The organism is Pantoea sp. Cr_R13 (assembly GCF_029222565.1).
In the GTDB taxonomy this organism is placed as follows: Bacteria; Pseudomonadota; Gammaproteobacteria; order Enterobacterales; family Enterobacteriaceae; genus Pantoea; species Pantoea eucalypti.
On the sequence record NZ_JARHXL010000001.1, the window covers coordinates 24,390 to 49,986 of the forward strand.

Annotated in this window: 24 protein-coding genes and 2 pseudogenes; 15 read left to right on the forward strand and 11 right to left on the reverse strand. The window is 52.6% G+C overall.

Annotated elements, in window-relative coordinates:
- Nucleotides 1-35: 35 nt before the first annotated feature.
- Both P2R09_RS00110 and P2R09_RS00115 read right to left on the reverse strand, forming a co-directional pair.
- Nucleotides 36-572 carry a tetratricopeptide repeat protein gene (locus P2R09_RS00110; RefSeq protein WP_003850566.1) on the reverse strand — a complete coding sequence of 179 codons (537 nt, stop codon included), beginning with the start codon at nucleotides 570-572 and terminating at the stop codon, nucleotides 36-38.
- Nucleotides 573-715: 143 nt separating this feature from the next.
- A pseudogene (locus tag P2R09_RS00115) lies at nucleotides 716-1,733 on the reverse strand (Gfo/Idh/MocA family oxidoreductase).
- Nucleotides 1,734-2,212: 479 nt separating this feature from the next.
- Between P2R09_RS00115 and P2R09_RS00120 the strand changes: the two are divergent.
- Complete coding sequence (locus P2R09_RS00120; protein ID WP_275765782.1) at nucleotides 2,213-2,650, forward strand: PACE efflux transporter; 438 nt, start codon at nucleotides 2,213-2,215, stop codon at nucleotides 2,648-2,650.
- A 481-nt stretch (nucleotides 2,651-3,131) separates the two neighbouring features.
- Here P2R09_RS00120 and P2R09_RS00125 read toward each other — a convergent pair whose 3' ends face one another.
- The 5 genes from P2R09_RS00125 to P2R09_RS00145 all read right to left on the reverse strand — a co-directional run bounded on the left by P2R09_RS00125 (nucleotide 3,132) and on the right by P2R09_RS00145 (nucleotide 6,977).
- Nucleotides 3,132-3,380 (reverse strand): DUF333 domain-containing protein, encoded by a 249-nt coding sequence (locus tag P2R09_RS00125; protein WP_275765785.1) that lies wholly within the window; start codon nucleotides 3,378-3,380, stop codon nucleotides 3,132-3,134.
- A 239-nt stretch (nucleotides 3,381-3,619) separates the two neighbouring features.
- Nucleotides 3,620-4,255, reverse strand: a complete 636-nt coding sequence (locus tag P2R09_RS00130) for a LuxR family transcriptional regulator (protein ID WP_275765788.1) — start codon at nucleotides 4,253-4,255, stop codon at nucleotides 3,620-3,622.
- Between the two features lie 32 nt (nucleotides 4,256-4,287).
- Entirely contained in the window at nucleotides 4,288-4,878 is a 591-nt protein-coding gene (locus tag P2R09_RS00135; protein ID WP_275765791.1) for a helix-turn-helix domain-containing protein, read from the reverse strand.
- Nucleotides 4,879-5,589: 711 nt separating this feature from the next.
- Nucleotides 5,590-6,081 carry a FidL-like protein gene (locus P2R09_RS00140; RefSeq protein WP_275765793.1) on the reverse strand — a complete coding sequence of 164 codons (492 nt, stop codon included), beginning with the start codon at nucleotides 6,079-6,081 and terminating at the stop codon, nucleotides 5,590-5,592.
- Nucleotides 6,078-6,977: a winged helix-turn-helix domain-containing protein gene (locus P2R09_RS00145; protein WP_275765796.1), complete on the reverse strand. Its 900-nt coding sequence runs from the start codon at nucleotides 6,975-6,977 to the stop codon at nucleotides 6,078-6,080. Before P2R09_RS00145 ends, P2R09_RS00140 begins: the two co-directional genes overlap by 4 nt.
- Before the next feature lie 239 nt (nucleotides 6,978-7,216).
- On the opposite strand from P2R09_RS00145, the gene P2R09_RS00150 reads away from it, so the two are divergent.
- The 3 genes and pseudogenes from P2R09_RS00150 to P2R09_RS00160 all read left to right on the forward strand — a co-directional run.
- The gene (locus P2R09_RS00150; RefSeq protein ID WP_039661988.1) at nucleotides 7,217-7,831 is read left to right on the forward strand and encodes a TetR/AcrR family transcriptional regulator; all 615 of its coding nucleotides are present in this window, start codon (nucleotides 7,217-7,219) and stop codon (nucleotides 7,829-7,831) included.
- 237 nt (nucleotides 7,832-8,068) lie between these two features.
- Entirely contained in the window at nucleotides 8,069-9,352 is a 1,284-nt protein-coding gene (gene fabF, locus P2R09_RS00155) for a beta-ketoacyl-ACP synthase II (RefSeq protein WP_275765803.1), read from the forward strand.
- 168 nt (nucleotides 9,353-9,520) lie between these two features.
- Nucleotides 9,521-9,634 (forward strand): annotated as a pseudogene (locus P2R09_RS00160) (family 1 glycosylhydrolase); the annotation flags it as partial.
- A gap of 121 nt (nucleotides 9,635-9,755) precedes the next feature.
- On the opposite strand, the gene P2R09_RS00165 reads toward P2R09_RS00160, so the two are convergent.
- Nucleotides 9,756-9,878: a hypothetical protein gene (locus P2R09_RS00165; protein WP_003850579.1), complete on the reverse strand. Its 123-nt coding sequence runs from the start codon at nucleotides 9,876-9,878 to the stop codon at nucleotides 9,756-9,758.
- 8 nt (nucleotides 9,879-9,886) lie between these two features.
- A complete protein-coding gene (locus P2R09_RS00170) occupies nucleotides 9,887-10,675 on the reverse strand; it encodes a MipA/OmpV family protein (protein ID WP_275765806.1) in 789 nt (262 codons plus the stop codon).
- A 128-nt stretch (nucleotides 10,676-10,803) separates the two neighbouring features.
- On the opposite strand from P2R09_RS00170, the gene P2R09_RS00175 reads away from it, so the two are divergent.
- From P2R09_RS00175 to P2R09_RS00190, 4 genes are all read left to right on the forward strand, one after another.
- The gene (locus P2R09_RS00175; RefSeq protein ID WP_275765808.1) at nucleotides 10,804-11,499 is read left to right on the forward strand and encodes a response regulator; all 696 of its coding nucleotides are present in this window, start codon (nucleotides 10,804-10,806) and stop codon (nucleotides 11,497-11,499) included.
- On the forward strand, nucleotides 11,496-12,665 hold the full coding sequence (locus P2R09_RS00180; protein ID WP_275765810.1) for an ATP-binding protein: 1,170 nt from the start codon (nucleotides 11,496-11,498) through the stop codon (nucleotides 12,663-12,665). Before P2R09_RS00175 ends, P2R09_RS00180 begins: the two co-directional genes overlap by 4 nt.
- A 93-nt stretch (nucleotides 12,666-12,758) precedes the next feature.
- The gene (locus P2R09_RS00185) at nucleotides 12,759-13,892 is read left to right on the forward strand and encodes an efflux RND transporter periplasmic adaptor subunit (protein WP_275765813.1); all 1,134 of its coding nucleotides are present in this window, start codon (nucleotides 12,759-12,761) and stop codon (nucleotides 13,890-13,892) included.
- On the forward strand, nucleotides 13,889-16,933 hold the full coding sequence (locus P2R09_RS00190) for an efflux RND transporter permease subunit (protein ID WP_275765816.1): 3,045 nt from the start codon (nucleotides 13,889-13,891) through the stop codon (nucleotides 16,931-16,933). The genes P2R09_RS00185 and P2R09_RS00190 overlap by 4 nt, the downstream gene beginning before the upstream one ends.
- Before the next feature lie 59 nt (nucleotides 16,934-16,992).
- Here the strand turns inward: P2R09_RS00190 and P2R09_RS00195 are convergent, their stop codons facing one another.
- A complete protein-coding gene (locus P2R09_RS00195) occupies nucleotides 16,993-17,238 on the reverse strand; it encodes a hypothetical protein (RefSeq protein ID WP_003850587.1) in 246 nt (81 codons plus the stop codon).
- An 83-nt stretch (nucleotides 17,239-17,321) separates the two neighbouring features.
- Entirely contained in the window at nucleotides 17,322-18,215 is an 894-nt protein-coding gene (locus P2R09_RS00200; RefSeq protein WP_275765821.1) for a LysR family transcriptional regulator, read from the reverse strand.
- 104 nt (nucleotides 18,216-18,319) lie between these two features.
- Between P2R09_RS00200 and budA the strand changes: the two genes are divergently transcribed.
- The 7 genes from budA to P2R09_RS00235 all read left to right on the forward strand — a co-directional run bounded on the left by budA (nucleotide 18,320) and on the right by P2R09_RS00235 (nucleotide 25,509).
- The gene (gene budA, locus P2R09_RS00205; protein WP_090967126.1) at nucleotides 18,320-19,102 is read left to right on the forward strand and encodes an acetolactate decarboxylase; all 783 of its coding nucleotides are present in this window, start codon (nucleotides 18,320-18,322) and stop codon (nucleotides 19,100-19,102) included.
- A gap of 14 nt (nucleotides 19,103-19,116) precedes the next feature.
- Nucleotides 19,117-20,796 carry an acetolactate synthase AlsS gene (gene alsS / locus P2R09_RS00210; protein ID WP_275765826.1) on the forward strand — a complete coding sequence of 560 codons (1,680 nt, stop codon included), beginning with the start codon at nucleotides 19,117-19,119 and terminating at the stop codon, nucleotides 20,794-20,796.
- Between the two features lie 23 nt (nucleotides 20,797-20,819).
- The gene (locus P2R09_RS00215) at nucleotides 20,820-21,593 is read left to right on the forward strand and encodes a (S)-acetoin forming diacetyl reductase (RefSeq protein WP_275766037.1); all 774 of its coding nucleotides are present in this window, start codon (nucleotides 20,820-20,822) and stop codon (nucleotides 21,591-21,593) included.
- Between the two features lie 205 nt (nucleotides 21,594-21,798).
- Nucleotides 21,799-23,250 carry a flagellin gene (locus P2R09_RS00220; RefSeq protein ID WP_275765828.1) on the forward strand — a complete coding sequence of 484 codons (1,452 nt, stop codon included), beginning with the start codon at nucleotides 21,799-21,801 and terminating at the stop codon, nucleotides 23,248-23,250.
- 339 nt (nucleotides 23,251-23,589) lie between these two features.
- Nucleotides 23,590-24,903, forward strand: coding sequence for a CitMHS family transporter (locus tag P2R09_RS00225; RefSeq protein WP_275765831.1), 1,314 nt, complete (start codon nucleotides 23,590-23,592; stop codon nucleotides 24,901-24,903).
- 103 nt (nucleotides 24,904-25,006) lie between these two features.
- Entirely contained in the window at nucleotides 25,007-25,264 is a 258-nt protein-coding gene (yefM, locus tag P2R09_RS00230) for a YoeB-YefM toxin-antitoxin system antitoxin YefM (RefSeq protein ID WP_275765834.1), read from the forward strand.
- Nucleotides 25,261-25,509 carry a Txe/YoeB family addiction module toxin gene (locus tag P2R09_RS00235; RefSeq protein ID WP_275766040.1) on the forward strand — a complete coding sequence of 83 codons (249 nt, stop codon included), beginning with the start codon at nucleotides 25,261-25,263 and terminating at the stop codon, nucleotides 25,507-25,509. Before yefM ends, P2R09_RS00235 begins: the two co-directional genes overlap by 4 nt.
- The last annotated feature ends 88 nt before the right edge of the window (nucleotides 25,510-25,597 follow it).

Sequence of the window (25,597 nt, forward strand, 5' to 3'; positions counted from 1 at the left end):
TCACTGTGAGTGATTTTTCGCTCCTCCCTGCCGCATCAGACCTCAGGATGGCCATTGATCGCGGCTTGCAGATCGCGGTACTCCTCGCAATCTGTACCACAAATTCCGGCAATGGTTTTTAACTGTTCGCGAGCCAGATCGGGGCGCCCTTTAATCATCCAGGCTTCGCCCAGATATTCACGCACTTTAGCGTAACGAGGATCAAGCGCAATGGCGCGCTGATAATAGCCAATACCCTCATCGGTACGCCCCAGCTTGCGGGTGGCATAACCACGGTAGTTCCACGCTTCACGCGTATCCTGATTTTTCAGTGTATCCAGCAGGTTCAGCGCCGCCTGATATTCGCCCTTTTTTGCCAGATGATAGGCGTAGCGCGTTTTATCATCGTCACTCAACTTGCTGGTTTTTTCGGGCACACAGCTTTTAGTATGACTGTCATAAACCTGACCTTTTGGACAGTCGGGCGTTTTTTTATCACTGTCATTATCACCCATCGCCATACTCAGCGGAGAGTGCAGCATCAGCAATAGAGCCGGAACAGCAAGCAGAGAAATACCAGAACGCGTTGTCATAATTTATCCTTATCGGGTCTGTGAGGCAGGCGATAAAGCCCGCCGGATGCAGTCCGCTATCGCGGCGCTGTACGGTAAACACCTCAGCGCCGGTTTCTATTCGATAAAAATAAAATTATTTTTTATCAGCCTGCCGTGCGTGATCAAATCCGCAGTTTTTCCACCTGGCAAAAGCGCCCTTCTGCCAGCGAAATTACGGCGGCTTCCGCAATGGCCTGTGCTTTCAGACCATCCTCAAGGTTTGGCAGATCGTCAATCTGCTCACCATTCAGCGAGCGGATAAACGCATCCAGATGGGCATAGATAGTAAGTGGGCTGCACCCGGCTAAACTAGTCAGGTAGCAGCCCCGGCTGCAGAATCTGCGCACCCTGATAGCAGCTGACTCCCCGCTGTGGCTGAGAAGCCGATTCGAGCATCCCGAGCGGTCCCATCACACTGATACGTTCATCGTAGCCATAACCGGTGCGGCGAGCATTGTCCAGCTGTGCCAGCGCCCCGCCGTGCAGCCGCAATAGCAACGTGCTGGTATCCACATCTTCAAATTCGCTGATCGCGGGTAACGCCAGCGCTGCCCCCATAACGGCAACCTCCGTGACTTCCTCTTCATTCAGCCAGCGCAGCAGGTCAAAAAAGTGGATAGCCTGATCGCGCATCTGGCCACCTGAAGCTTTCAGATAGCTCAGCGGCGGCATGGCTGAGGAGCGGCAGACCATTTGTATCAGTTCTGCCGGCCCAATCCGCTCCAGGCGGAGTTGCTGTTTAAGCTGCTGATGACTGACATCGAAACGGCGATTAAACCCCACAGTGACGGGTACGTTGTAAGGGAGGACATTAGCCACAGCTGAGCGTGCACGCTCAAGAGAGAGATCGATCGGTTTTTCACAGTAGATTGCTTTACCGGCACGGGCGGCGGTTTCCAGCAAATCGGCATGAGTCGGCGTTGCGCTGGCGATTAACACCATATCGATCTCTGCATCATTGATCGCCTCAGTCACGGGTGCTGCACGGGTCGAAAAGCGCGTCGCGAACGCGTCAGCGCGTGCAGGTTCTGCATCGGCCACCCAAACCAGGTCACCCTCAGGATGCGCCCGAAGATTCGTGGCATGAACTTCGCCAATAAAGCCACATCCCAACAGGGCAACACGTTGCTTTTTATTCATTTTTGAACTCCGTCATAGTCCAGCAGAAGGCTGAACCAGCAGGATAACGCGGCGTTTTAAACTCACCGCATGATGTTTTGAGGTGTTTACCTCAAAGGAGCAGACATGGCACTGAAAGACGTTGCCCTAAGGGCAGGGGTTGGGCTGACAACCGTGGTTCGGGTACTCAATGAATGTTTCAGAAAGATTGACACCGCTGTTAAATAGCCCTTAAACCTGACATTTTTATAAAAATTAAAATATAAATCTATTTAGGATTCATTTGGCATTTTAATAGTTTACCCCGCTTAAGAGTTGTTATCATCACATCGAATATGGAACGCAGTCATGCCGAAACAAAAGCCGAAGCAACATAGTTGCTCTGAAACCGAAAACGGGCACCCTGCAGAACCTTTTTAGCATTCAAATACTGATGGCAGGATAATCCTGCATTTTTCCTGCACTCATTACGGTGCCTGACTAATCAATGAGAGTTTGCTTTGGAACACTATTTATCCCCGGTGCGCACCACCAAAGAGAGAGTGCTGCACGCGGTTGTTTTCGAAGTTGCTGCCAATGTGCTTGTCTTCATTATCCTGATGATTTGGGCCTCTGCTGCCCCCGCACAATCGGCACTGTTGACGATCGTCTCATCAACGCTTGCAATGGGATGGAACTACCTCTTCAATCTGATGTTTGACAGCATCCAGCTACGAACAGGATTTAAAAAAGACTGGCGAATGAGATGCCTCCATGCTGTTTTGTTTGAGGCTGGACTGTTAGTGGTGCTGATACCTTTTGCAGCATGGTGGCTGAATATTTCGCTACTCGCAGCGCTGAAACTGGAATGCGGGCTGGTGCTGTTTTTTCTGGTCTATGCTTACCTGTTTAATCTGATTTGGGATTACGCAAGTGCTGCTCGTAAAAAGAACAGTTAAACTAATTCCGGATAGCACTATGAATAAATCTTTTTATCTTAATAAATTAAGAAAACTTCCATCATCCGATATTTTTAGCATCCAGAAATTAATATGTGCAGAAATAAATTATAAACACACCTTTTCTTTCAACGAAAAAACACCATAAAAAGTCAGGATAATAACGTAAGAGACCTGTAGAAAAGTGCGTCCAGAAACAGGAAGCAGGGTGTGTCTTCCGGTAATTTTTTAGATTTTTAATTGCACAACCTGTAAAACAACTCATAAAAGCAGTTATTTTCAACGCCTGCACTTAATAAAAAATTTAGCCTCATGTCCTGTGACAGGAATGAGGCCAGAAAGGTTAATCAGTCCAGTTGTAAAGGAAAGTGAGTGAATAACGGATTGAACAGTGATGAGTACTCACGACAAAACCAGGCAAAACCATTTATAATACAACACAGTTAAGCATCATCATTTTGGCTATCGAATAATCCAGGAACTATTTCGATTGATCACGATGAAATAATGCCCACTGCTCAATCTTTTCTCCTGATGGCAAAACACAATAGAGCGCACTGCCGCTGGATGATGCCTCCTGCACCAGTTTCCCACCACGCTGAAGACACCACTCGCTGGCAGGATTACGCATTGTCAGGCGCTGTGGTTCAGCATTGTTAGACGTGCAGCCACTCATTTGCACGGTAGCCAGCATCAGAAAACAGATTGCTATTTTATTGGCGACTTCCATTTAACTCTCTCAACATTAATTTCAGGCACATTCTTAATAAACAGGTTAATTTTCACATACTTTTTGTTATTCGAAAAAATGAAGTTGTTTAGGTATTCTCAGCATCCTGAAACGTGTATGAATGTTTATAACGATAGCATCTGCTCGTTAAACTCTTTCTTAACGATGTCATAAGGTTGTCACTCCCCTCACCCGACAAAAAAGAACAACTGAACCACATCAAAAAGAGACCTTGTCGATTAAGATTCTGGGGTATCAATAATTCCTTTATAAAGCTCAAACAAAGAAAGATCATTGATAAATGCGTTAAACTGTCTGTCACCGTTGAGTGAAAACTTTTTCATTACATTATACTTATGTGTGTAAACAGTTTTAACTGAAAGATTAAGATGCTTAGCTATTTGCCCGACATTATACCCTTTTTTTAAAAAACTCAGCACCTGCAACTGGACTATCGTCACACGTGCAAAAACACAACCTGCGCAATCTGACGGTAGAAAACCTTGTCTGTTTCCCTGACTACCGACCCAGAAGCGAATGATTTTCTCATGAATATCCCGAATGGAATCATTGCGCGAAATAATAATAATAGAGCGATAGCATACAGGAAGTTGCTCAAGGGTGATGTCTTCAACATCGTCAGTGAACACTATTATAATGCTACCGGGCTTTCGAGCACGGTAGGCCGGCTGACACATATAAAGACGCCACTGAGCAGCATTAATGAGTATAAAATCGGCCAGGCCTAAACTTTGTGAACTGTCAGTTCGTAAAAACTCCACAGATGAATCAGATAGTAATGCCTCCTCAATTATTTTTGAGATGCCCAACCGAAAGAAGTAGTTTTCATTTGTACAAACAACTTTAAAATCCATTTTTTCCTTAAGCATCTCAGATATTAAAATAATCAGGTAAACTTGCCATTAACCAGGGTGAGCTCACCTTTCTCTTTCAATTCTTTCAGCACTCTGCAAATTGAGCTTTTTGAAAGATGTGAACTACTTTGAATCAGACAAAGTGCTGAAAATCGTTTTTTAAGGTGCGGTGGTAGCTTTTCCCAATGCCGGATTAAGGAAACCACTTCATCATAGGAATTATTTTTAGATAACTGTATATAGTTCATCAGGTCAGAATATTGGCCAGATAAAATAGACATAGCGTCATTGAAAAGGTCTTTCTCGAAGATCAGTTGCCAGAATAGATCGTAATCAATAAAACTGACTTTTCCATAATCAATCCTTTCCAGATAAACGGGAGGTTCATCGAGTGATGGCGTAACACCGACAACAAAGGGAGCCGATAAGACATTCAACACCTTATGATCGCCCTTTAACTTGAGTAAGAAATCACCATCAAGAATGAACATAATTCGGCGTAGATTATCTTTAGTAAGATGATAGCGACGCTTCCCACGCGAAATCTCATCTGGATTTGCAGCCTGGGTATATCCGGCTAATGCATCAATGACCCGCTCATGATTTTCGGTTACTCTAAACATAATAATTAACTCAATCTGACTAACACAAGGTTAGTGATTAGTAAAAAAATCAGTAAATATCATTACACCACTTAAATGCTTGTAAATTAGCAGACAAAAGCAAACGTCAGAATTTTAACGAAGTAAATGATAGCGTTGTCGATTTCTCAGGAAATCATAATCACCTGAGCATACAGGTTATCGATTCGTCATATCAGGCATACAAAAAAGCCTTACAGCGTTGAGATATAGCCAAAATTGAGAATAAAAGTTTTCAGCCATCATTGTGAAGTCCTGTATTGATAAAATAACAACACATCCGTCAGGCTTAATTAGGACACACCGCGCCCAAAATTGACATTTAAATCCACCACAATCAAATAATTAGGTTTTTATTCTATTTTAATACTTCAATATAGGTTAAAGCTCTAAAAAAAGATTTTGCACCCAGCACCCTATCTTACCTGCAGGTGTATATAGTGTAAGTTCTGCACTCTCTATTTTGGTAAGCTCCGTTTTTTCCTCGCATTGAAGTCTTGATGGCAAAATGCATGTCACCCGTATTATCAATACTCTGGCAAAAGGGATTTTAAAAACTAAAATAACGCTCAGCTGAACGCCTATATTCATTGCCAACGGGGGATTTACGTTGCGCCTGAAAAATGGCATCAGAAAAACACCCGTAAGAGCATTCTGTCTTACGGGTATAATTTCAACTAAAAACTGACTGGTTTAATACCGCTGGCAGGTAAATAAACTTGAAAGGGGACCACTTATAAGATAGGTATTCCCATTTAGCCGAGTGAAGTCCAGCTGTAAATAATTGGGGTCAAGTGTAATCTCAGCCAGCAAAATATTAAAGACATCGCCTGGCGTTGAATCATTCGTAGAAGTGATCATCTTTGTGATTTTATAACGGTATGTATCACTGTCTATTTTCCGGCCCTGACTTAACGCAATACGCCGATTAAGTTCTGTAATCTTATCATCAACTGTAACCTGACCATTTAATAACAGATATCCTGTATCAGAATCGATAAAACGCAGATCCTGTGTTACAGCAAACTCAATTCTACTAGCATCATGACGGCTTAGCTCGTAGCGACTGAATGCTGAGCAGCGGAAAGGCAGATCGTTAGCCCGGGATTTGAAATATTTAAATCCTGTAAAAATCACCAGTAAAAGTGCAGCCAGTGATATTGTCAGCGTGGCATTTCGTTTCAAGACGTTCTCCAGTCCAGATAATAGAAGTTGTCACAGGAAACGATATGACCACTACTGTTAAGATTGCATGCAGAGAGCATCGTTCTGCCATAATTAGTCGTCGATAGTGAGGTTTTTTTGTCAAAATAGATACGGCGTCCCGGTATACAGGATTGATTATTTTCTTTCAGGATTTCTGTAATTTCTTTATTGAGTGATTTTTTCTCAAAAACATTGAGCCCTTGCAATATCACCGCTTCGCAGCCGCCTTCCAGTTTGATGGTACTCATAGAGTAACCCTTTTCATCAAAGCCAGGCCCCGCGTAATACCAGAGAGAACTGCCCAGTAACACCAATATAATAATGAAAAAAATCACCTTACTGAAGTTGAGGAGCGGTTTTTTGACACTTACATCCTGATTAACAGACTCAGTTAATACAGTGTGGCTTTTCTCCACTGAACCAGAATCTTCAGCGTTCACCTCATCCGTTTGGGCATCTGTCACATCCGTAGCCTGTGGGCTTTCACGTTCAATGCTGATGTCAGTGTTGAGTCTGATGCCAATTTTCGGAATGGTGATAATTAAATTTTCACAGCCATAAGCGGCGAGCGCTCTGCGCAACATACTTAGATACTGATTCAGATTACTGTTTGAGCCGCGCAGGCCATATTTATCCCAGACTTCAGTCAGCAGGATTTCGCGTGCCAGGACTTCTCCCTGAGAATTCAGTAGCTGCTCAAAAAGACGACCAGAAGAAATACTCAGACTCAGCGTTTCCTGGGTAGGCATGTGCGTCAGGGTACAGTCGTCAGAATTGTAGGTGATCTGGCCATCAATAATGTAAATCATTAAAAAACCACTGAATTTGCCTTCATTCCAGACAGTATAATTCAGCTCAATTAAAGAAGCACTCAAGAAACCTGAATCTGACATTTAACCAAGATGATGTTTAGCTGGCACTACTATGGCGTATCCAGAGGAGATTCGATTGTTTGAGGCTTTTCACCGATGAGGTACTGAGTCGCATAAACAGTGCCCGACTCTCTCCATCTTATCCGGACTGTAGATTTTCACCGCAGCTCAGCCTAACATGTGACCATTAATAACAGTGGTCACTGAGTTTTCATCCACCTTTACTCTGTCAGGTTTTAACAATGATCCAGTCTGTAACAGAAAATGCGACACGTGGTCCGGCCGGGCACAACGTTCGTGACCAGATTGTCGATGCTGCCATGCAACACTTTGCACATTATGGCTATGAAAAAACGACGGTATCTGATCTCGCAAGAGCTATTGGTTTTTCGAAAGCATATATCTATAAATTTTTTGAATCTAAACAGGCGATTGGAGAAGTAATATGTGCCAATCGGCTGGCGATGATTATGCAGCGTGTCGAAGAAGCGATGGTTGATGCACCTGGGGCATCAGAACAACTGCGACGGCTGTTTCGCACACTTTCTGCCACCGGCACTGAATTGTTTTTTCATGAACGCAAACTCTACGATATTGCCGCTGTGGCATCTCGCGATCGCTGGCCATCAGCTTCAGCTCACGAAGAGCGGCTGCTTAACCTGATTCTGCAAATACTGCGCCTGGGGCGCGAAACGGGTGAGTTTGAGCGTAAAACACCGGCTGATGAAGCAGCAGAAGCGATCTATCGGGTTCTTAAACCTTATGCCAGTCCGGTATTGCTCCAGTACAGTCTTGACGACGCTGAGGAAGCCTCTGCGCAGCTGGCAGCGCTGGTATTACGCAGCCTGGCGCCCTGAGCATTGCGCATTATGTGACTATTGACTTAATTAGTCACCAGATCAAATATAGCAACTTGTTTTGTCATCGCTCTGGATTCTGATGCTACTCCGCTTATCTCAGCCTGTGATGTTCCATCTCTGCGCGCGTCCATCGCACTATCCTGTGCAGGGCCTCGCTATTTGCGCTTCAGGCGCGTTTCAACTCTCCGCGTCAGCATGTCAATCGCTGCCCGGACAGCTTACGGGAGCAACCTCATGAGTCACACATCCTCATCACAACGCATCGTCATTACCGGCGCGGGCGTCGTTTCGCCATTAGGTTGTGGCGTTAACAACGTCTGGCAGCGACTAACGACGGGTGAGTCCGGTATCCGCACACTGCCCGACACACTCACTGCCGGCACCGGGATTTCAGTAGGTGGCCTTGTGCCAGGCATTGATGAAGATCCGCTGGCGGGATATGACCCGGAGTCATTCATTGCGCCGAAAGAGCGTAAGAAAATGTCGCGATTTATTGAATTTGCGCTGCTTGCGGCAGAAGAAGCGCTGGCTCAGGCGGGCTGGCATCCTGAAGATGAGGCCGCGCGTGAACGCACCGCAACCATTATTGCCTCCGGCGTCGGCGGTTTTGGCGCGATTGCTGACGCCGTGCGCACCACGGATGGGCGCGGTCCGCGCAGACTTTCGCCCTTCACTGCCCCCTCGTTTCTGGCCAATATGGCCGCCGGTCATGTCTCGATTAAATACGGTTTTACCGGCCCGCTGGGCGCACCGGTTACAGCCTGTGCTGCAGGCGTGCAGGCCATTGGTGATGCAGCAAGGTTAATCAGAAGCGGCGAAGCGGACATTGCGATTTGTGGCGGGACCGAAGCGGCGCTGGATCGCGTAACGCTAGGCTGTTTCGCGGCAGCGCGTGCCCTATGCACAGGCTATGAGGAGCATCCGCAACACGCATCACGTCCGTTTGATCGCGACAGAAACGGCTTTGTGATGGCCGAAGGTGCTGGTTTGCTGGTGATTGAGTCGCTGGCTCATGCCCAGGCTCGGGGTGCTACGCCACTGGCGGAAATTATCGGTTATGGTACCAGCGCCGATGCTTATCATCTTACCGCAGGTCCGGAAGATGGCAGTGGCGCTGCGCGGGCAATGAGAACCGCTCTGCGCCAGGCGTGTATCAGCGCAGATGACGTTCATCACATCAATGCTCATGCAACCTCAACACAGGTTGGCGATCACGGCGAGCTGGCCGCTATCCGAGCTGTATTTGGCGATAACTCACAGGTCGCGATCTCTTCAACCAAATCTGCCACCGGCCATCTGCTGGGTGCAGCGGGCGGCGTTGAGGCGATATTCACCCTGATGGCGCTGCGTCAGCAGCTTATCCCGCCGACACTGAACCTTCATCATCCCGATGACGCAGCAGGCAATCTTGACCTGGTGGCGCTAACTGCACGCCCGGCGGAGTTGACCTATGCCATGTCGAACGGTTTCGGCTTTGGCGGCGTCAACGCCAGCCTCCTGCTTCGTAAGTGGCATTGACGTCATCGTGAAGACTCAACCTGCGCCACCAGATACCCTGGTCGCGCAGGGTTTAAGTCTCCAGAAGATCACGCTTTGCTGGATAATTCCAGAGGCTCCCCGTCAGCAATAGCGTCATAAACCTGAATCCTTCCTGACTTCCCAACCCTCTCCTTTTCTTTCAACAATGGCATCGGCGACGTCAATCAGGAGGCTGTTGTCTTCTGTAACCCGGTCATTGATGAACTGCTGGCACAGGGTATGACTCCCTTTATTTCACTGTTTCACTTCGATATGCCAATGGCAACGCCGGAACAGGAAGACAGGAAGAATCATCAGGTCGTTGCAGCATTCTCACCCACTTGCGGCTGAATGATGATAATCCTCGCTGCGCCTCACACCAACTCATAGCCGCTGCAGTGCCCTATCCCCGCACCGGCGCATCGAACAGACTCAACGCCACAACAATCACTGCATAAACCAGCAGATACAACAGAATCAGCGCAGCAAGCAAACGACGGTGGCTGCGCATCCCGTTTTTCTTCATGGTGTCATTCAGAAGGTATAGTTGAGTGCCAGGGTCGCCGATGCGCCATTGTGTCGGGCTACGATTGGGCTATCTGAGGCATGTTTATCCAGCCAGCTGTAATCACCGATCACGCTCGCGGCCCAGGCGGGCGTAAATTGATGGCTCCAGGTCAGGCTGGCGTCGGTGCCATAAAATCCACCCGCAGCATCATAACGTTCATAACCGCTACGCGCGCTTTGCTCGCGGTTAACGCCGTACCAGGTGTTCATGTAACGTCCGTCGCCAAACAAACCTGCCACCTGCAGTGCCACCGTATCATCGCTGGTCTGCCAGGGAATCAACGTTACGGATGTCCGATACTGCACGCCCTGACTGTCACTTAGTGGCAGCGTCGCTTTACCCTCCAGCACAAACCATGGTGTGACTGACCATCCCACCGCCAGTGCCGTGTTTACCGTGGCGTCAATCTTTCCCATGCCCCTGAGCCGGTCATCACCGTCACGCCATGAGGAATTGCGGTCAGATCGGCCTAACCCATAGCCCAGGGTATGTTCCAGATACAACCCATTATCTGCCTGCAGGTCGTAGCCAATCCCTTTTTGCGAATCAAGAAAGAAAGCCCCGTCGCGCGCCTGAATAATCGGCGTCAGCTGCCAGTGCTGCTTATCTGCGCCGCTGTAACGCGGTGCATTAATGCCCGCAATGCCCACCGTCACGCTGGACGAAGGCGTGGCACTGTCATCCGCTCTCGCGGCAGCCGCGCTTAATGCCAGTGAAAAACAGACCATGTGAAGCGTTATTTTTCCGGTTATCATCTCGTTTCCTCATTATCACATCAGGTGCGGAGCTGAGGGATTCAGGGCCGCGTCACTGGCCGGAGTATGCGGGGCGAGTGTCAATGAATGACCAGGGATTTATGAAGAAACAGTCAAGGTGATCTGAAATGCAGCTAAAACGTATCCTGATTATTGAAGATGATGCTGACGCGGCCGGCGTCCTTGAGGCCTATCTGAAACGTGAAAATTATGACGTTACCCTCGCCGGTGACGGGCCTGGCGGGCTGGAAGTTGCCCGACGCTGGCAACCCGATCTGATTCTGCTGGATATCATGCTGCCTGGCATGAACGGCACTGAGGTGCTGGCCGCGCTGCGACGTCGTGACGATACGCCCGTGATCATGGTGACGGCGATGGGCGACGCACCCGATCGCATTGGCGCACTGCGCTATGGCGCAGATGATTACGTGGTCAAACCCTATCATCCGGGCGAAGTCGTGGCGCGCGTTCAGGCGGTCCTGCGCCGGAGCCAGAATAGCGCATCGGTCACTGAGATCCTGCAGTGGGCGGGCCTGACTGTTGATCCTATCGCCCTTACTGCCGTGGTTGAGAGCGACAGTGTCACACCGCGCCGTCTCGATCTGACACCCACTGAATTCTCCCTGCTGGTCACCATGATGCGCGCCCCGACGCGACCGTTTACCCGCCTGTTTCTGCTGGAGCAGTGTCTGCCAGAAAGTGATGCGCTGGAGCGCGTGGTGGATACGCACGTCTATAACCTGCGCCGCAAACTGGAGGCTGCCGGCATTTGTGACGTCCTGCCAGCGGTCCGCAGCGTTGGCTATCGGTTCAGACAGCCATGAATAAAAACATCTACAACTCACTGTGGCGCTGGATCTGCGTCAGGGTCATGTTTCTGGCGATTGGCAGCGTCATTCTGATCGCCTTCTGCATGTGGCTACGCTTCGCAATACAGGCATTCTGGGTCTATTACCGTATGCCACCCGCGCTGCTTGAGGAGTTTTCACAGCTACGCCACCATCCCGCCAGCGACCCGGCACGGTTTCACCAGATAGTTGATCAGTGGTGGGGGATTAAATTTTCCGATCCGTCGCTGGCCTCGTCGGACTGGTTTACTGTCATCGCGCTGGTGGTCGTCACCATCCCCTTTATGGTGTTTATGGCACTTCGCTTCGCGCGCCCACTCTCTACGCAGTTCAGTCAGCTGGCGACCGCGGCTCGCGCGGTGTCGAAAGGGGAGTTTGGCCGAACGGCTGCAGTGGTTAAAGAAGCCCCGCAGGAGCTGGTGCGCTTTACCGAAGATTTTAATCAGATGACGCAGCAACTGGCGCGTTACGAGCGCGAGCTGCGTACCTCGCATGTGGCGATGGCACATGAACTTCGCTCACCCCTGACGGCGGCGATGGGCCGCCTGCAGGGCATCCTGGATGGCGTATTCCCTGCCGAGCCGCAGCAGCTGGCGATGATCATGAAGCAACTGACGCAGCTCAGTCGCCTGATCGATGAGTTGCATCTCTTGTCACTGGCAGATGCCGGGCAGCTTGTTCTGAACCGCGAGCGGTTTGATCCCGGCGAGTTACTGCGCGAGCGCACGGGCTGGCTGCTGCCTCAGGCAGAACAGGCAGGTGTGACCATCAGCGTCGTCGCGCCAGAAGATATCATGCTCTATGCCGATGCGTTCCGCCTGGGCCAGGTGGTGACGATCCTCTGTGAGAATGCGCTGCGCTACGCGGCAGACGGGGGCGCGTTGCTCATCACCGCCAGCCAGAACGATCAGGCGGTTACCCTGACTTTCCGCGATTATGGTCAGGGTGTAGAGCCGGACTTCCTGCCGCAACTTTTTGATCGTTTTACCCGGGCCGACTCCTCACGCGCCCGCCACTCCGGCGGCAGCGGTCTGGGATTGTCGATCGCCAAAGCTATCATCGAGGCGCACGGCGGATCAATTCGCGCCACGTTACCCGCTGATGGAGGCCTGTTAATCGGGATAACGCTGCCAGCGAGATAAATTTCTCTGGCTTGACCATTTCTTGATGGTTCATGCAACGTTTCTGGACACAAGCCGGGTTCAATGAGCACAACTCATTAAAGGAACACGGCTATGACTGATTTAATCCCGGATGCTGCCCGCCAGGTGTGGCGTCACCTTTTTAGTGTTCAGATCTTTGCACCAGCCATGTTTGTGCTGCTTGGCGTGCTCATCATGACTGGCTGCCGGGACAATAATTCTGCCCCGCCCGCTGCCCCGCCGCGACCAGTTAAAACGGTGATTGTTCCGCCGCTCGGAAGTGATGCTTCACTAGTGCTGACCGGAGAAATCCGCGCCCATGAAGAGGTCGCGCTTGCTTTCAGGCTGGATGGCCGGGTCGTGAGTCGTGCGGTTGAACTGGGCGACCGCGTCAGTGCCGGACAACCGCTGGCCGCGCTGGAAAATGATCAGTCACGTAATCAGCTCAGTAGCGCGCGGGCCGATCTTGACAGCGCCCGCGCTGCTGAACAGGTTGCCGCACTTAATCTTCATCGAATGCGGCTGCTGATGCCCGGTGGTGCCATCGCTCGCAGCCAGCTGGACAGCGCCCAGGCAGACTGGCAAAGCGCGCAGTCCCGCCGTCTTAGCAGCGAAGCAGCACTAAAAAATGCGCAGGACACCCTCAGCTGGACTCAGCTCACTGCACCCACCGCAGGCCGGATCACCGCCATTACAGTTCAGCCCGGTCAGGTGGTCAGCGCCGGACAAAGCGTCATGACGCTGGCAGCGGGAGATGCACGCGATGCGGTGTTTGACCTGACCACACCAGCGCTTTTGCGTCCTGACAACCTGACACCACTAAAGGTGGCGCTGCTCGCCGATCCCACCGTGCAGGCCAGTGGCACCGTGCGTGACATCAGTCCGCAGGCTGATCCGCAAACCCGCACCTGGCGACTGCGCATCTCGCTGAATCATCCACCCGAATCGATGGCACCCGGTGCCACGGTCACCATCAGCTTACCCGATGCACAACCGCCGGTGATCGCCCTGCCCGCCAGCGCCCTGACCCGCACCACAGATAAACCCGCGCTGCTGGTCGTTGATGCTGCTTCCCGCTTACAGCTTCGCCCGATAGTCCTGGCCCGCTTTAGCGCACAGCAAATCTTCGTCGCGGCCGGGATCCAACCGGGCGAGCGCGTTGTGACGGCCGGCGTTAATACCCTTCAACCCGGCGAAAAGGTCTCGCTGATGCAGGAGGCGCCATGAAAAAAACGGCTGGCTTTAACCTTTCTGGCTGGGCGCTGGCGCATCAGCAGCTGGTCATCTTTTTCATGCTGCTGGTGATGGCCGCGGGTGTCCTGAGCTATCAACGTCTGTCACGAAACGAAGATCCGGCGTTTACCATCAAAACTGCCGTCATCTCGGCCCAATGGCCGGGCGCGGACGTGGACAATATGGTGCAACTGGTCACTGACGTACTGGAACAGAAGGTACAGGAGATCCCATCACTGGACGCCGTTGAGAGCGAAACCCGCGCCGGGGAAACGGTGATATATGTCAACCTGCGTGATGACACACCACCCTCTCAGGTGGCTGGCACCTGGTATCAGTTACGTAAAAAGATGAAAGACGTTGCCGCTTCACTGCCTCAGGGCGTGCAGGGTCCGGCAGTGAACGATGAGTTTGATGACACCTTCGGCACAATTTATGGCTTTACGGCTGATGGTTTTACCGCCAGAGAGTTGCGCGATCGGGTCGATAACCTGCGGCGAAATCTGACGAGCCTGCCCGACATCGGAAAAACCACCCTGCTGGGTGTGCAGGAGCAGCAGGTGGTTATCGCCTTTTCCCCGCGCAAGCTAAACGGCATGGGACTCGATTTAAAGCAGGTCAGCGACGCCATCAAAGCGCAGAACGACGTGGTACCCGCGGGCAGCCTGCGAACCGACCGCGAGAACATTGCGCTGCGGGTCAGTGGCACCCTGACCTCGGTCGAAAATCTGCGGGCGATTACCCTGCATATCGGAGAGCGTTTCATCCCGCTGACTGAACTGGCTACCATCACTCTTCAACCTGCCGATCCCCCGGCACCCACGTTTCGGATTAACGGCGTTCCGGCTATCGGGCTGGCGATTTCCATGGCCCCAGGCGGCAACATGCTCGATTTCGGCAAGCAGCTTAACCAGCGCATGCAGACACTGGCCAGTCAGTTACCGCACGGCATCACCCTGACCCGCGTGGCTGACCAGTCATCCGTGGTGAAAAATGCGGTCAGCGGCTTTGTTCGGATACTGGGCGAAGCGGTAGTCATCGTGTTAGCCGTCTCTTTCGTCTCGCTGGGACTGCGTGCTGGTCTGGTGGTGGCAGCGGCCATTCCGCTGGTGCTGGCAATGACCTTTACCGGCATGTTGCTGGCGGGCATCGGCCTGCAACGAATTTCACTGGGTGCGCTGATCATTGCGCTGGGGCTGCTGGTGGATGACGCGATGATCACTGTCGAAGCGATGGTGGCGCGGCTGGAAGCAGGCGACAGTAAGTGGCAGGCCGCGACGTATGCGTTCAAAACCACCGCATTCCCAATGCTGACAGGCACGCTGGTGATGATTGCGGGTTTTATTCCGGTCGGGTTCGCGGCCTCCAGTGCCGGAGAGTACTGCTATTCGCTGTTTGTGGTGATCGCGCTTGCATTGCTTTGCTCGTGGGTGGTCGCAGTAATCTTTTCTCCACTCACCGGCTGCTGGCTGCTGTCTGTAAAACACATCACAGCCCACCCGTCGCCGGGCGTGCTTGCACGCACTTATCACCGACTTCTGGACGTGATTCTGCGTAACCGACTGGTGACAATGGGCGTGGCAATGGCGGTGCTGTTAGTCAGCTTTTATGCCACCACCTTTATGCAGGGTGAATTTTTCCCGGCGTCAGACCGCCCCGAATTGCTGGTCAGCCTGACGCTGCCCGCCAATGCCGCGCAGGCCGAAACCACGCGTCGTACTGCACAACTTGAAAAAATGCTTCTCAATGATCGGGATGTGGCGAACTTCACCAGCTATGTTGGCTCAGGTGCAATCCGCTTTTATTTGCCGATGGAAGTGCTGCTGGATAATGAAAACATCGCACAGCTGGTGGTAGTGGCAAAAGATCTCTCAGTGCGCGATCGGCTGCGAAGCAGGCTGGAACGAAAACTGGCAGCAGATTTCAACGATATCAGTACTCGCGTCTCACCGCTTGAGCTGGGGCCGCCGGTTGGCTGGCCTCTGAAATATCGCATCACCGGTCCGGACAACGCACAGGTTCGGCAGGTCGCCGATCGGCTGGCGGCACAGCTTGCTCGCTCACCGCTGACCCGGGGTGTCAATCTCACCGCCGGAGAGCCAGAACGCGTTATCCGGCTGGCAGTAAATCAGACAGCAGCCCGCGCGGCTGGACTCTCATCAGAGACGATCGCCACCGCGCTGAACACGCTGATGTCCGGCAGCGTGGTGACCACGCTGCGCGATCGCAACCGCCTGATCGATGTAGTGCTGCGCGGCGATGACAAGGCGCGCCAGGACACTGACTTGCTGGCAGGATTGATGATTACCAATGCCACCGGACAAAAAATTCCGCTGCGCCAGGTCGCGACGCTGAACTGGGGAGTGGACGACCCGGTGATCTGGCGCCGTCAGCGGCTGGCTTACATCACCGTACAGACCGATATTGCACCCGGTCAGCGGGCTGAACAGGTTTCGCAACAGCTCGCGCCAGGTGTCGCCGCTCTGCGTGCTTCACTGCCTGCCGGATATGGTATTGAAGAAGGTGGCGTGGCGGCAGAATCAGACAAAGGCAACGGTTCTGTGTTTGCGCTGTTGCCGGTGACGATCTGCGCCATGCTGATCCTGCTGATGATTCAGCTGCAACGTTTCTCAGGCATGCTGCTGGCGCTAAGCATGGCACCGTTTGGTTTGCCAGGCATCATATCCGCAATGCTGCCGGCGGGTACTCCGCTGGGGTTTGTGGCGCTGCTGGGAATTATTGCACTGGCGGGAATCATCATCCGCAACGCCGTGATTATGATCAGTGAAGTGGATACGAACAGCCGCGCCGGACTTGCCGCTGGTGAAGCTATCCGGCAGGCCGCCCATCACCGGGCGCGTCCGATCGTGCTGACCGCGTGTGCCGCAATCCTGGGCATGATCCCTATTTCTCATCAGGTTTTTTGGGGACCGATGGCTCTGGCGATTATTGGCGGGCTGGTCAGCGGTACGCTGGTGACACTTACGGTATTGCCCGCTGCGTTAAGTCTGATGATGGAACGCCATTCACGTTAAATCCGTTCAAAAAAAGTCCGGCGATTCTGTACCAGGAACAGCAGAATCGCCGGATGTCCTCAGTTCATCACCTCAACCAGAATCAGTGGGCACTTTCTGACTTTGCAGGCCTGACTGTAGGCCAGCGAGCAGACCGAACAAAGATCACGCACGTCAGACTGATACTCATACTCCATGAAATAGCGGAACTGGCCGCCTGCCGAATCTGTTCTCCAGAATCGCTGCGGCTCCAGAATTTCATCCAGTTGCCTGAATGTCAGGGCTGACGGGTTATGAAACCCGACTCTTACGCGATATATAGTCATGTGCTGATTATTGGCATACCCGCAACGTGCCGCCAGTTGGTTATTGTTTTCATTACAATAGCTGGCGCTTATCAACCCATCTCTTAGTGTGGCGCAGGCAGTTCTGCCAGCATTGCCAGCAGATGCAGGACCGCTTTTGACGGGTGATGCCGACGCCAGGCAAAGGCCACGTCGGTAAACAGCGTGTTGTTTTCGATATCGCAGAAGCTCACGTCGGGGTTATCGACGCAACGCATCGACTCCGGCACCAGCGCAATCCCGCAGCCGGCCGCAACCATACCCAGCGACGTGGTGATTTGCGGCGCCTGCTGGAAGGTGTGGCGCGAAAAGCCCGCCCGCAGACAGGCAGTGACAATCAGCTCATACAGGCTCGGCGAGACGTCACGCGGGAAAATGATCAGGGTTTCATCCGCCAGCGCGGAAAGCGGCACAGTGGGTGTACCGCTTAAGGGATGAGAACGCGGCAGCGCAATCAGCATTTTTTCGGTGGAAATGACACGCAGATTAAACGCTTTGCTGCTTTCGCACGGCAGCCGGATAAAGGCGGCATCCAGTAATCCCTCCTGTAAATCCTGCATCAGCAACGCCATATTCTCTTCACGCGTCAGCAACGTCATCGCGGGATAACGTTCCTTAAACGTATGGATTAGCGTGAAGATGCATGAATTAAACGCCACCGAGCTGGCAAATCCCAGCGACAACTGACCGCTGATCCCGCGCGCAATACCACGCGCGTTTTCCAGCGCCTGATCGGCCAGCTGCACAATCTGTCGGGCATCCGCCAGAAACGCTTCTCCCGCTTCAGTGAGTTCAACCCCGCGCGTCAGCCGCTTCAACAATGGCGTGCCGATCTCCTGCTCCAGCCGCAATATCTGCTGACTCAGTGGCGGCTGCGATATTCCCAGCAATTCAGCGGCTCGGGTAAAGTGAAGCGTCTCGGCTACGGCAACAAAATAACGCAGATGGCGAAGTTCCATATCAAAAACGTCTCAAAGTTAACAGGTTTAGCTATTGGACCCACCGACTGAATCGGTTCACCATTAGGTTAACACGGCTTAACGGTTAATCGACGAGGCATCAAATGAGCAATTGTGTAACTGATTGTTCCTGCGAGGATCAACTAAAACATACTGTCTTAACGCTTTCCCATGATGCGCCAGAAAGTGTTATCTATCAGACCTCTTTAATGAGTGCGCTGCTGAGCGGCGTCTATGACGGTAATGTCCGCATTGCCGACCTGCTGCGCAAAGGGGATTTCGGCCTGGGCACCTTCAACCGGCTGGATGGCGAGATGATCGCGTTTGACAGCAAAGTCTATCAGTTGCACGCCGACGGCAGCGCGCATCCGGCCGATCCGGCGCAGAAAACCCCGTTTGCGGTCATGACCTTTTTCAAGCCGCAGCACCTGTTTGAGTTTGACCGGCCGATGTCACGCGAGGAAATCCATCGGGTGATCGACAGCGAAATCACCTCCGATAACCAGTTCTGTGCGCTACGCATCAGCGGCCGTTTCAGCCGCGTCGATACCCGCACCGTGCCGTGCCAGTGCCGCCCGTATCGATCCATGCCGGAAGTGCTGGGCGATCAGCCTACCTTTTCCTTCAGCCAGCGTGCAGGGGAACTGATTGGATTCCGCACGCCGCAATATATGCAGGGCATTAACGTTGCGGGCTATCACGAACATTTTATTACCGACGACCGCGAAGGCGGCGGCCACATTCTCGATTACGCGCTGGAACAGGGCACCCTGACTTTTGGTGCCATCAGCAAGCTGGTCGTGGATCTGCCGCAGGACAGTGACTTTCTCAATGCCGACCTGAACCCCGCCAATCTTGACGCCGCGATCCGAGCGGTAGAAAGCTAATCAGAGGAATGACGATGAAAACTCCAACCGATACCACGCTCTGGACCTGTGGCGCTGACCTGGTGGTCGCGCAACTTGAGGCACAGGGTGTCCAGCATGTCTTTGGCATCCCTGGCGCAAAGATCGATAAGGTTTTTGACTCGCTGCTGGACTCATCCATTCAGACCATACCGGTTCGCCACGAAGCTAACGCCGCGTTTATGGCCGCCGCAGTTGGCCGTCTCACCGGCAACGCGGGTGTGGCGCTGGTTACCTCAGGGCCGGGCTGCTCTAACCTGATCACCGGTATGGCTACCGCCACCAGCGAAGGTGATCCGGTGGTCGCTATCGGCGGCCAGGTGAAACGTTCCGACAGTGCAAAGCAGGTTCATCAGAGCATGGACACCGTTTCGATGTTTCGCCCGATCACCAAATATGCGGTTGAAGTGACCGATCCTTCTGCGCTTTCTGAATGCCTGTCCAATGCGTTTCGCCATGCGGAACATGGCCGCGGCGGCGGTGCCTTTATCAGCCTGCCACAGGATATTGTCGATCAGCCGGTGACCGGCAAAGCGCTGAGCAGTAAAGGCCGTCCGGTGTTAGGTGCCGCGCCAGACGCGATGATCGAGGCGGTCAGCAGGGCGATTGCCGGGGCTAAAAATCCGGTTATCCTGCTGGGATTGATGGCGAGCCAGACGGAGAACAGCGAAGCCATCGACGAGCTGCTGACCCGGAGTCATATTCCGGTCACCAGCACCTATCAGGCAGCGGGGGCCGTCAGACAGGATCACTTCTCACGTTTTGCCGGGCGTGTCGGGCTGTTTAATAACCAGGCAGGCGACCGGCTGCTGCAACAGGCTGACCTGATCATTACCATCGGCTACAGCCCGGTAGAATATGAACCGGCGATGTGGAACAGCGGCAATGCCACATTGATTCATATCGACGTGATACCCGCAGAGACCGACAACCGCTATCTGCCCGATGCGGAGCTGGTGGGGGATATCGCGGCCACGGTGCGTAAACTGGCTGCGCGTATTACTGCGCCACGGCAACTGACTGCAGAAACTGCCTCTATTCTTGACGATCGCCAGCAGCAACGAAAATTACTGGCAATGCAGGGTGCCAGCCTCAATCAGTTTGCCCTGCATCCGCTGCGCATCGTGCGCGCCATGCAGGACATTATTAACAGCGATGTCAGCCTCACCGTCGATATGGGTAGCTTCCACATCTGGATCGCCCGCTATCTCTACAGCTTCCGCGCCCGCCAGATCATGATCTCCAATGGTCAGCAGACTATGGGCGTGGCCCTGCCGTGGGCAATTGGTGCCTGGCTGGTCGATCCGCAACGCAAAGTGGTGTCGGTTTCAGGTGATGGCGGCTTCCTGCAGTCCAGCATGGAGCTGGAAACCGCCGTCCGGTTAAAAGCCAATATTCTGCACATCGTCTGGGTTGATAACGCCTACAACATGGTGGCGATGCAGGAAGAGAAGAAATATCACCGCGTCTCTGGTGTTCATTTTGGCCCGATTGATTTTAAAGCCTACGCAGAAGCATTTGGGGCTGCGGGCTTTGCGGTGACCAGTGCAGCAGAACTGGAGCTAACGCTGCGAAAAGCGATGGATGTTCAGGGACCTGCAGTTGTGGCTGTGCCTGTTGATTACGCTGACAACCCGTTACTGATGGGCCAGCTGCATCTGAGTCAGCTTCTTTAAGTTCATGTAAAAAGGAAATCATGATGAAAAACAGAGTGGCATTTGTGACTGGCGCAGGCCAGGGCATTGGTGAAGCGATCGCCCTGCGTCTGGCGAAAGATGGGCTGGCGGTCGCGGTGGCCGATTTCAATCAGGAGACCGCCCGCCAGGTCGCAGACAAGATCAACCAGTTGGGCGGAAAAGCGATAGCCCTGAAGATCGATGTCTCGCAGCGCGATCAGGTGTTGGCCGCAGTCGAAGAGGCTCGTCTCGCACTGGGTGGTTTTGACGTCATCGTTAACAACGCAGGTATTGCGCCCTCCACGCCAATTGCGGAAATTACCGAAGCAGTGGTCGACAAGGTCTACAACGTCAATGTCAAAGGGGTGATCTGGGGTATGCAGGCCGCGATTAAAGCGTTTGCTGCAGAAGGTCACGGTGGCAAAATCATCAACGCCTGCTCCCAGGCGGGTCACGTTGGTAATCCGGAGCTGGCGGTTTACAGCTCAAGCAAGTTTGCCGTGCGCGGCCTGACACAGACCGCCGCGCGTGATCTGGCGCCTGCCGGGATCACGGTGAATGCGTTTTGCCCGGGTATTGTCAGAACGCCAATGTGGCAAGAGATCGACAGACAGATTTCCGAAGCAGCTGGAAAGCCCGCCGGTTACGGCACGGAAGAATTTGCGAAACGTATTACGCTGGGACGTCTTTCTGAACCGGAAGATGTTGCCGCCTGCGTCGCCTACCTCGCCAGTCACGACTCTGATTACATGACCGGTCAGTCACTTTTGATTGATGGCGGCATGGTGTTTAACTGATCTGCCCTCGCCTGCTTCGTTCCGGCGCAGCAGGCTCTGCTTCTGCACCCATTAAAACATTAGTTTCTTTTATCTTAAAAACGGTTAGCCATCAGCCTGTTGACCGTTTAATCGCGCCGGACCTGCGTTTTCGTCGTCTAAGAGATTAAAGCTGCTTATTATCCTGCCGATAAAACAGAGACTTCTCTCCCTGTTCAAAGCGACCATGTTAACGATCAACCATAACGAGCCCGCCGCCATCACGAACAAAACGCGGTACAGCACTGACTCTGTTCTGGGACGAACGGTTGAAAGGTTATCATCAGGGATGCGGATTAACAGTGCAAAAGACGATGCGGCAGGTCAGGCGATTGCCAACCGCATGACGGCCAATATCAACGCCGATGCGGTGGTAGCGCGTGGCCTCAATGACGCTATCAGCTATTCCCAGACCGCCAGCGGTGGCCTGGGCAGCATTGTCGATCTGCTGATCCAGGCCCGCACGCTTTCAGTTCAGGCAGCCAACGGCACGCTATCGGACGCGGACAGGCAGAGCGTCAACGGTGCATATCAGCAGATTCTGGCAGGCATCAATGACGTCGCGGATCACACCGAGATTTTCGGGCGCTATCCGCTGGCGACCAATAATCCCGATCTGCCTCCTGCGAAACTGGGTAACGTTGACCCTATCAACACGAAGTTCCCGGTTCCAGGCAAGAATTACTCTTTTACCTCCGGCGTGATCCCGCTGGCCTATATTCCGGCAGGCTCGACAGCCATAAGCATCACCATCGACTCGCTGGGTATGGATGACGATCTCCAGCTCTTTACCCGCGACGGTAAGCATCTGGTCGGTACACCGCTGGATGGCAGTGCGCCCGATTACACCTGGGCCAGCAAAGGCATCAACAATGCGGCTACCGCAGATACCCGCCTGCTGACCAGCAATAACGGTTTTGGCAGCGGTGCGGCATATGACAGTTCGCAACTGCTCGAGGGCGGTACAAGCTGGGCGCTGGCGGGCAGCAACAGCAGCACTTATAACGGCATGAACATCACGTATAGCGGTGATGGCGATCGTTATGAAGATGTCGCCAGCGGTGATTTCAACAACGGGACCATCACCAGTAACCGGCTTGAGCGCATCACGCTCGATACTGTAAACGAAGATTTGATTGTGGTGGTGGTGGGCAATGGCTCTTTCACAGGTAATCTGACCTGGGGAAAACTGCCCGAACCTAAAGGTGTGCCTGAAACGCCGCCACATGAGAGTCGTCCCCTGGAAGTGGTCACCAGCGCAGATTATGGTCAGCCAGTGCAATCAGATACCATCCCGGCTACGCCGTCAGATACCAAAACTCTGGGGCTGAACAACACAACGCTGCTAAACAGTCAGGACATCTCCGGCACCATGAAGGCGCTGGAGAGCGCGCTGGCGAAGATTAGCGGCTATCAGTCGACTTATGGCGCGAAGATTAACCGTTACGAATCAAACCGTAATGTGCTGGCGCAGCAGGGCGTGGATACCTCAGCAGCTCGCAGCCGCATACAGGATGCGGACTATGCAGAAGAAGCCAGTCAGCTGGCTCGCAACCAGATTATTCAGCAGGGCCAGACTGCCGTCAGTAAAATGGCGAACAAAACACCTGAAATGATTATTCAGCTGTTAGGCAGCTAACACTTTTAACCGGCTGGGCGTCCTGCCTCAGCCGTTTGCCCTCTTTCTTCTCCAAGAAAATCGCCTGATTCGGTCCTCTGCTGGCCCGAAATCCCCGGCTAACCCTCGTCACGCTTTGATCCCAGTCACACAAACTCGTTTAAGATTCGTTTAAGAATGGTCGTCATCACCTTTTTTTGTTAAATAAATGCTAAATGCTGATAACAATTTAATATCACCATCCTGCGCAGGATTAAGTAAAACAACAGGTTAATCATTACCAGACTAAGTAATCACCTGAATTTTCCTGCGGTCATAAGCACTTTTCATTACTTTTACGCCATTGCGAGGGCTGTTATTTTGCTGACAATACTGGGTTTTACCATGGTTGTTTGCTTCATGTATCTGATCATGACCAAACGCATGTCAGCCTTGATTGCGCTGATTCTGATACCAACCATATTTGCGCTGATTGGCGGGTTTTACGCGGGCCTGGGTGACATGATGCTGGACGGCGTCAAGAAGCTGGCTCCTACCGGCGTAATGCTGACTTTCTCCATTCTCTATTTTGGTCTGATGATTGATGCCGGACTGTTTGATCCGCTGGTGCGCTTTATTCTCCGGATGGTGCGCGGCGATCCCCTGAAAGTGCTGGTCGGCACGGCGGTGCTGACCCTGCTGGTTTCACTGGATGGTGACAGCTCCACGACGTATATGATCGCTATCGCCGCGTTCCTGCCGCTCTATCACCGGCTGGGTATGAATGTGCTGATGATGACCTGTCTGGTCAACCTCGCCAGCGGTATCATGAACCTCTCGCCATGGGGTGGCCCGACAGCCCGTGCCGCAGCGGCACTGCGTATTGATGCCCTCGACATCTTTATTCCGATGCTCCCGGCCATGTTGCTGGCCTGCGTTAGCCTTGTGGCCATGGCAGTGCTGTTTGGTCTTCGTGAACGCAGGCGTTTAGGCGTGATGACCATGAAAGATCACCATCTCGACAACATTGAACTGGGTCTGGGGGATGCCGAAGAGTGCGCAGCCAATCGCCGGCCAAAAATGTTCTGGCCTAACTTCATCCTGACCACTGTGCTACTGGTGCTGCTGGTGGTTGGGTTAATGCCAATTCAGATCCTGTTTATGCTGGCATTTGCGATAGCGGTGATGCTCAACTATCCCACGCTGGAAGAGCAGAAAGCACGCATCAGCTCCCATGCCGGTAACGTTCTGGCGGTAACCGCGCTGATTTTTGCCGCCGGTATTTTCACCGGTATCCTTTCCGGCACCGGTATGGTTGATGCAATGGCGAAAAGTTTGCTGGCGGTGATCCCGCACAGCTTTGGCCCTTACCTGGCAGTATTTACTGCGCTTGTCAGCCTGCCGTTCACCTTCTTTATGTCGAATGATGCGTTTTACTTTGGCATTCTGCCCGTTATTGCTCAGACAGCGGCCAGCTATGGCATTACCGCTGAAGAGATTGCTCGCGCTTCCATTGTCGGCCAGCCATTCCACCTGCTGAGCCCGCTGGTACCGTCAGTCTACCTGCTGGTGGGTCTGGCGAAGGTCGACATCGGCGACCATCAGCGCTTTGCAATCAAATGGGGAATTCTGGTGAGTCTGGTATTGATGGCTGGCGGTCTGCTGACCGGTGCTTTCCCGTTGTTCCACCGTTAATCCTCTGCTTTCGGGTGGATAACCGGCCATTTTCCCGGTTATCCGCCTCCCCGATTACAACAGTCATTGTACAATGACTTGTATTGTTCATTACGGAGGTTTTATGAGAGCAATCAGTTACAGCGAAGCCAGACAGAATCTTTCTGCCACGATGGTTCAGACAGTTGAAGATAAGGCACCGGTGTTAATCACTCGCCAGAACGGCGAATCCTGCGTGCTGATGTCGCTTTATGAATATAACTCACTGGAAGAGACGGCCTATCTGCTGCGTTCGCCTAAGAATGCGCGCAGGTTGATGGACGCTATCGAAAGCCTGCAAAGCGGTAAATGGACTGACAGGGATATTATTGAGCGAAACTGACCTGGTCCGCAGAAGCTTGGGAGGATTATCTGTACTGGCAGGATACTGATAAAAAAGCCGTCAAAAACTTTAACGAACGCCTTAAAGATGCCAGCAGGACGCCTTTTGAAGGCAAGGGAAAACCCGAGCCCCTGAAGCATAATCTTGCGGGATTCTGGTCCCGCAGGATTACGGCGGAACATCGACTGGTCTACGCCGTCACTGAGGAGGCATTATTAATCGCCTCATGCCGTTATCACTACTGACCAGAAATCGCCTTCCTGACATTGACGATCAACTGAGTGATTGGGTACAGGAAGCATCACACGGTTCCTGCACCCAGACACGGCCCCA

Bases quoted from the DNA above. Each gene is read 5' to 3' on its own strand.
- P2R09_RS00110 (WP_003850566.1), bottom strand. From the start codon at position 572: ATGACAACGCGTTCTGGTATTTCTCTGCTTGCTGTTCCGGCTCTATTG.
- P2R09_RS00130 (WP_275765788.1), bottom strand. From the start codon at position 4,255: ATGGATTTTAAAGTTGTTTGTACAAATGAAAACTACTTCTTTCGGTTG.
- P2R09_RS00190 (WP_275765816.1), top strand. From the start codon at position 13,889: ATGAAAAAAACGGCTGGCTTTAACCTTTCTGGCTGGGCGCTGGCGCAT.
- fabF (WP_275765803.1), top strand. From the start codon at position 8,069: ATGAGTCACACATCCTCATCACAACGCATCGTCATTACCGGCGCGGGC.
- P2R09_RS00150 (WP_039661988.1), top strand. From the start codon at position 7,217: ATGATCCAGTCTGTAACAGAAAATGCGACACGTGGTCCGGCCGGGCAC.
- P2R09_RS00195 (WP_003850587.1), bottom strand. From the start codon at position 17,238: ATGACTATATATCGCGTAAGAGTCGGGTTTCATAACCCGTCAGCCCTG.
- P2R09_RS00135 (WP_275765791.1), bottom strand. From the start codon at position 4,878: ATGTTTAGAGTAACCGAAAATCATGAGCGGGTCATTGATGCATTAGCC.
- budA (WP_090967126.1), top strand. From the start codon at position 18,320: ATGAGCAATTGTGTAACTGATTGTTCCTGCGAGGATCAACTAAAACAT.
- P2R09_RS00220 (WP_275765828.1), top strand. From the start codon at position 21,799: ATGTTAACGATCAACCATAACGAGCCCGCCGCCATCACGAACAAAACG.
- P2R09_RS00180 (WP_275765810.1), top strand. From the start codon at position 11,496: ATGAATAAAAACATCTACAACTCACTGTGGCGCTGGATCTGCGTCAGG.
- P2R09_RS00170 (WP_275765806.1), bottom strand. From the start codon at position 10,675: ATGATAACCGGAAAAATAACGCTTCACATGGTCTGTTTTTCACTGGCA.
- P2R09_RS00175 (WP_275765808.1), top strand. From the start codon at position 10,804: ATGCAGCTAAAACGTATCCTGATTATTGAAGATGATGCTGACGCGGCC.
- P2R09_RS00185 (WP_275765813.1), top strand. From the start codon at position 12,759: ATGACTGATTTAATCCCGGATGCTGCCCGCCAGGTGTGGCGTCACCTT.
- P2R09_RS00165 (WP_003850579.1), bottom strand. From the start codon at position 9,878: ATGAAGAAAAACGGGATGCGCAGCCACCGTCGTTTGCTTGCTGCGCTG.
- alsS (WP_275765826.1), top strand. From the start codon at position 19,117: ATGAAAACTCCAACCGATACCACGCTCTGGACCTGTGGCGCTGACCTG.
- P2R09_RS00200 (WP_275765821.1), bottom strand. From the start codon at position 18,215: ATGGAACTTCGCCATCTGCGTTATTTTGTTGCCGTAGCCGAGACGCTT.
- P2R09_RS00215 (WP_275766037.1), top strand. From the start codon at position 20,820: ATGAAAAACAGAGTGGCATTTGTGACTGGCGCAGGCCAGGGCATTGGT.
- P2R09_RS00125 (WP_275765785.1), bottom strand. From the start codon at position 3,380: ATGGAAGTCGCCAATAAAATAGCAATCTGTTTTCTGATGCTGGCTACC.
- yefM (WP_275765834.1), top strand. From the start codon at position 25,007: ATGAGAGCAATCAGTTACAGCGAAGCCAGACAGAATCTTTCTGCCACG.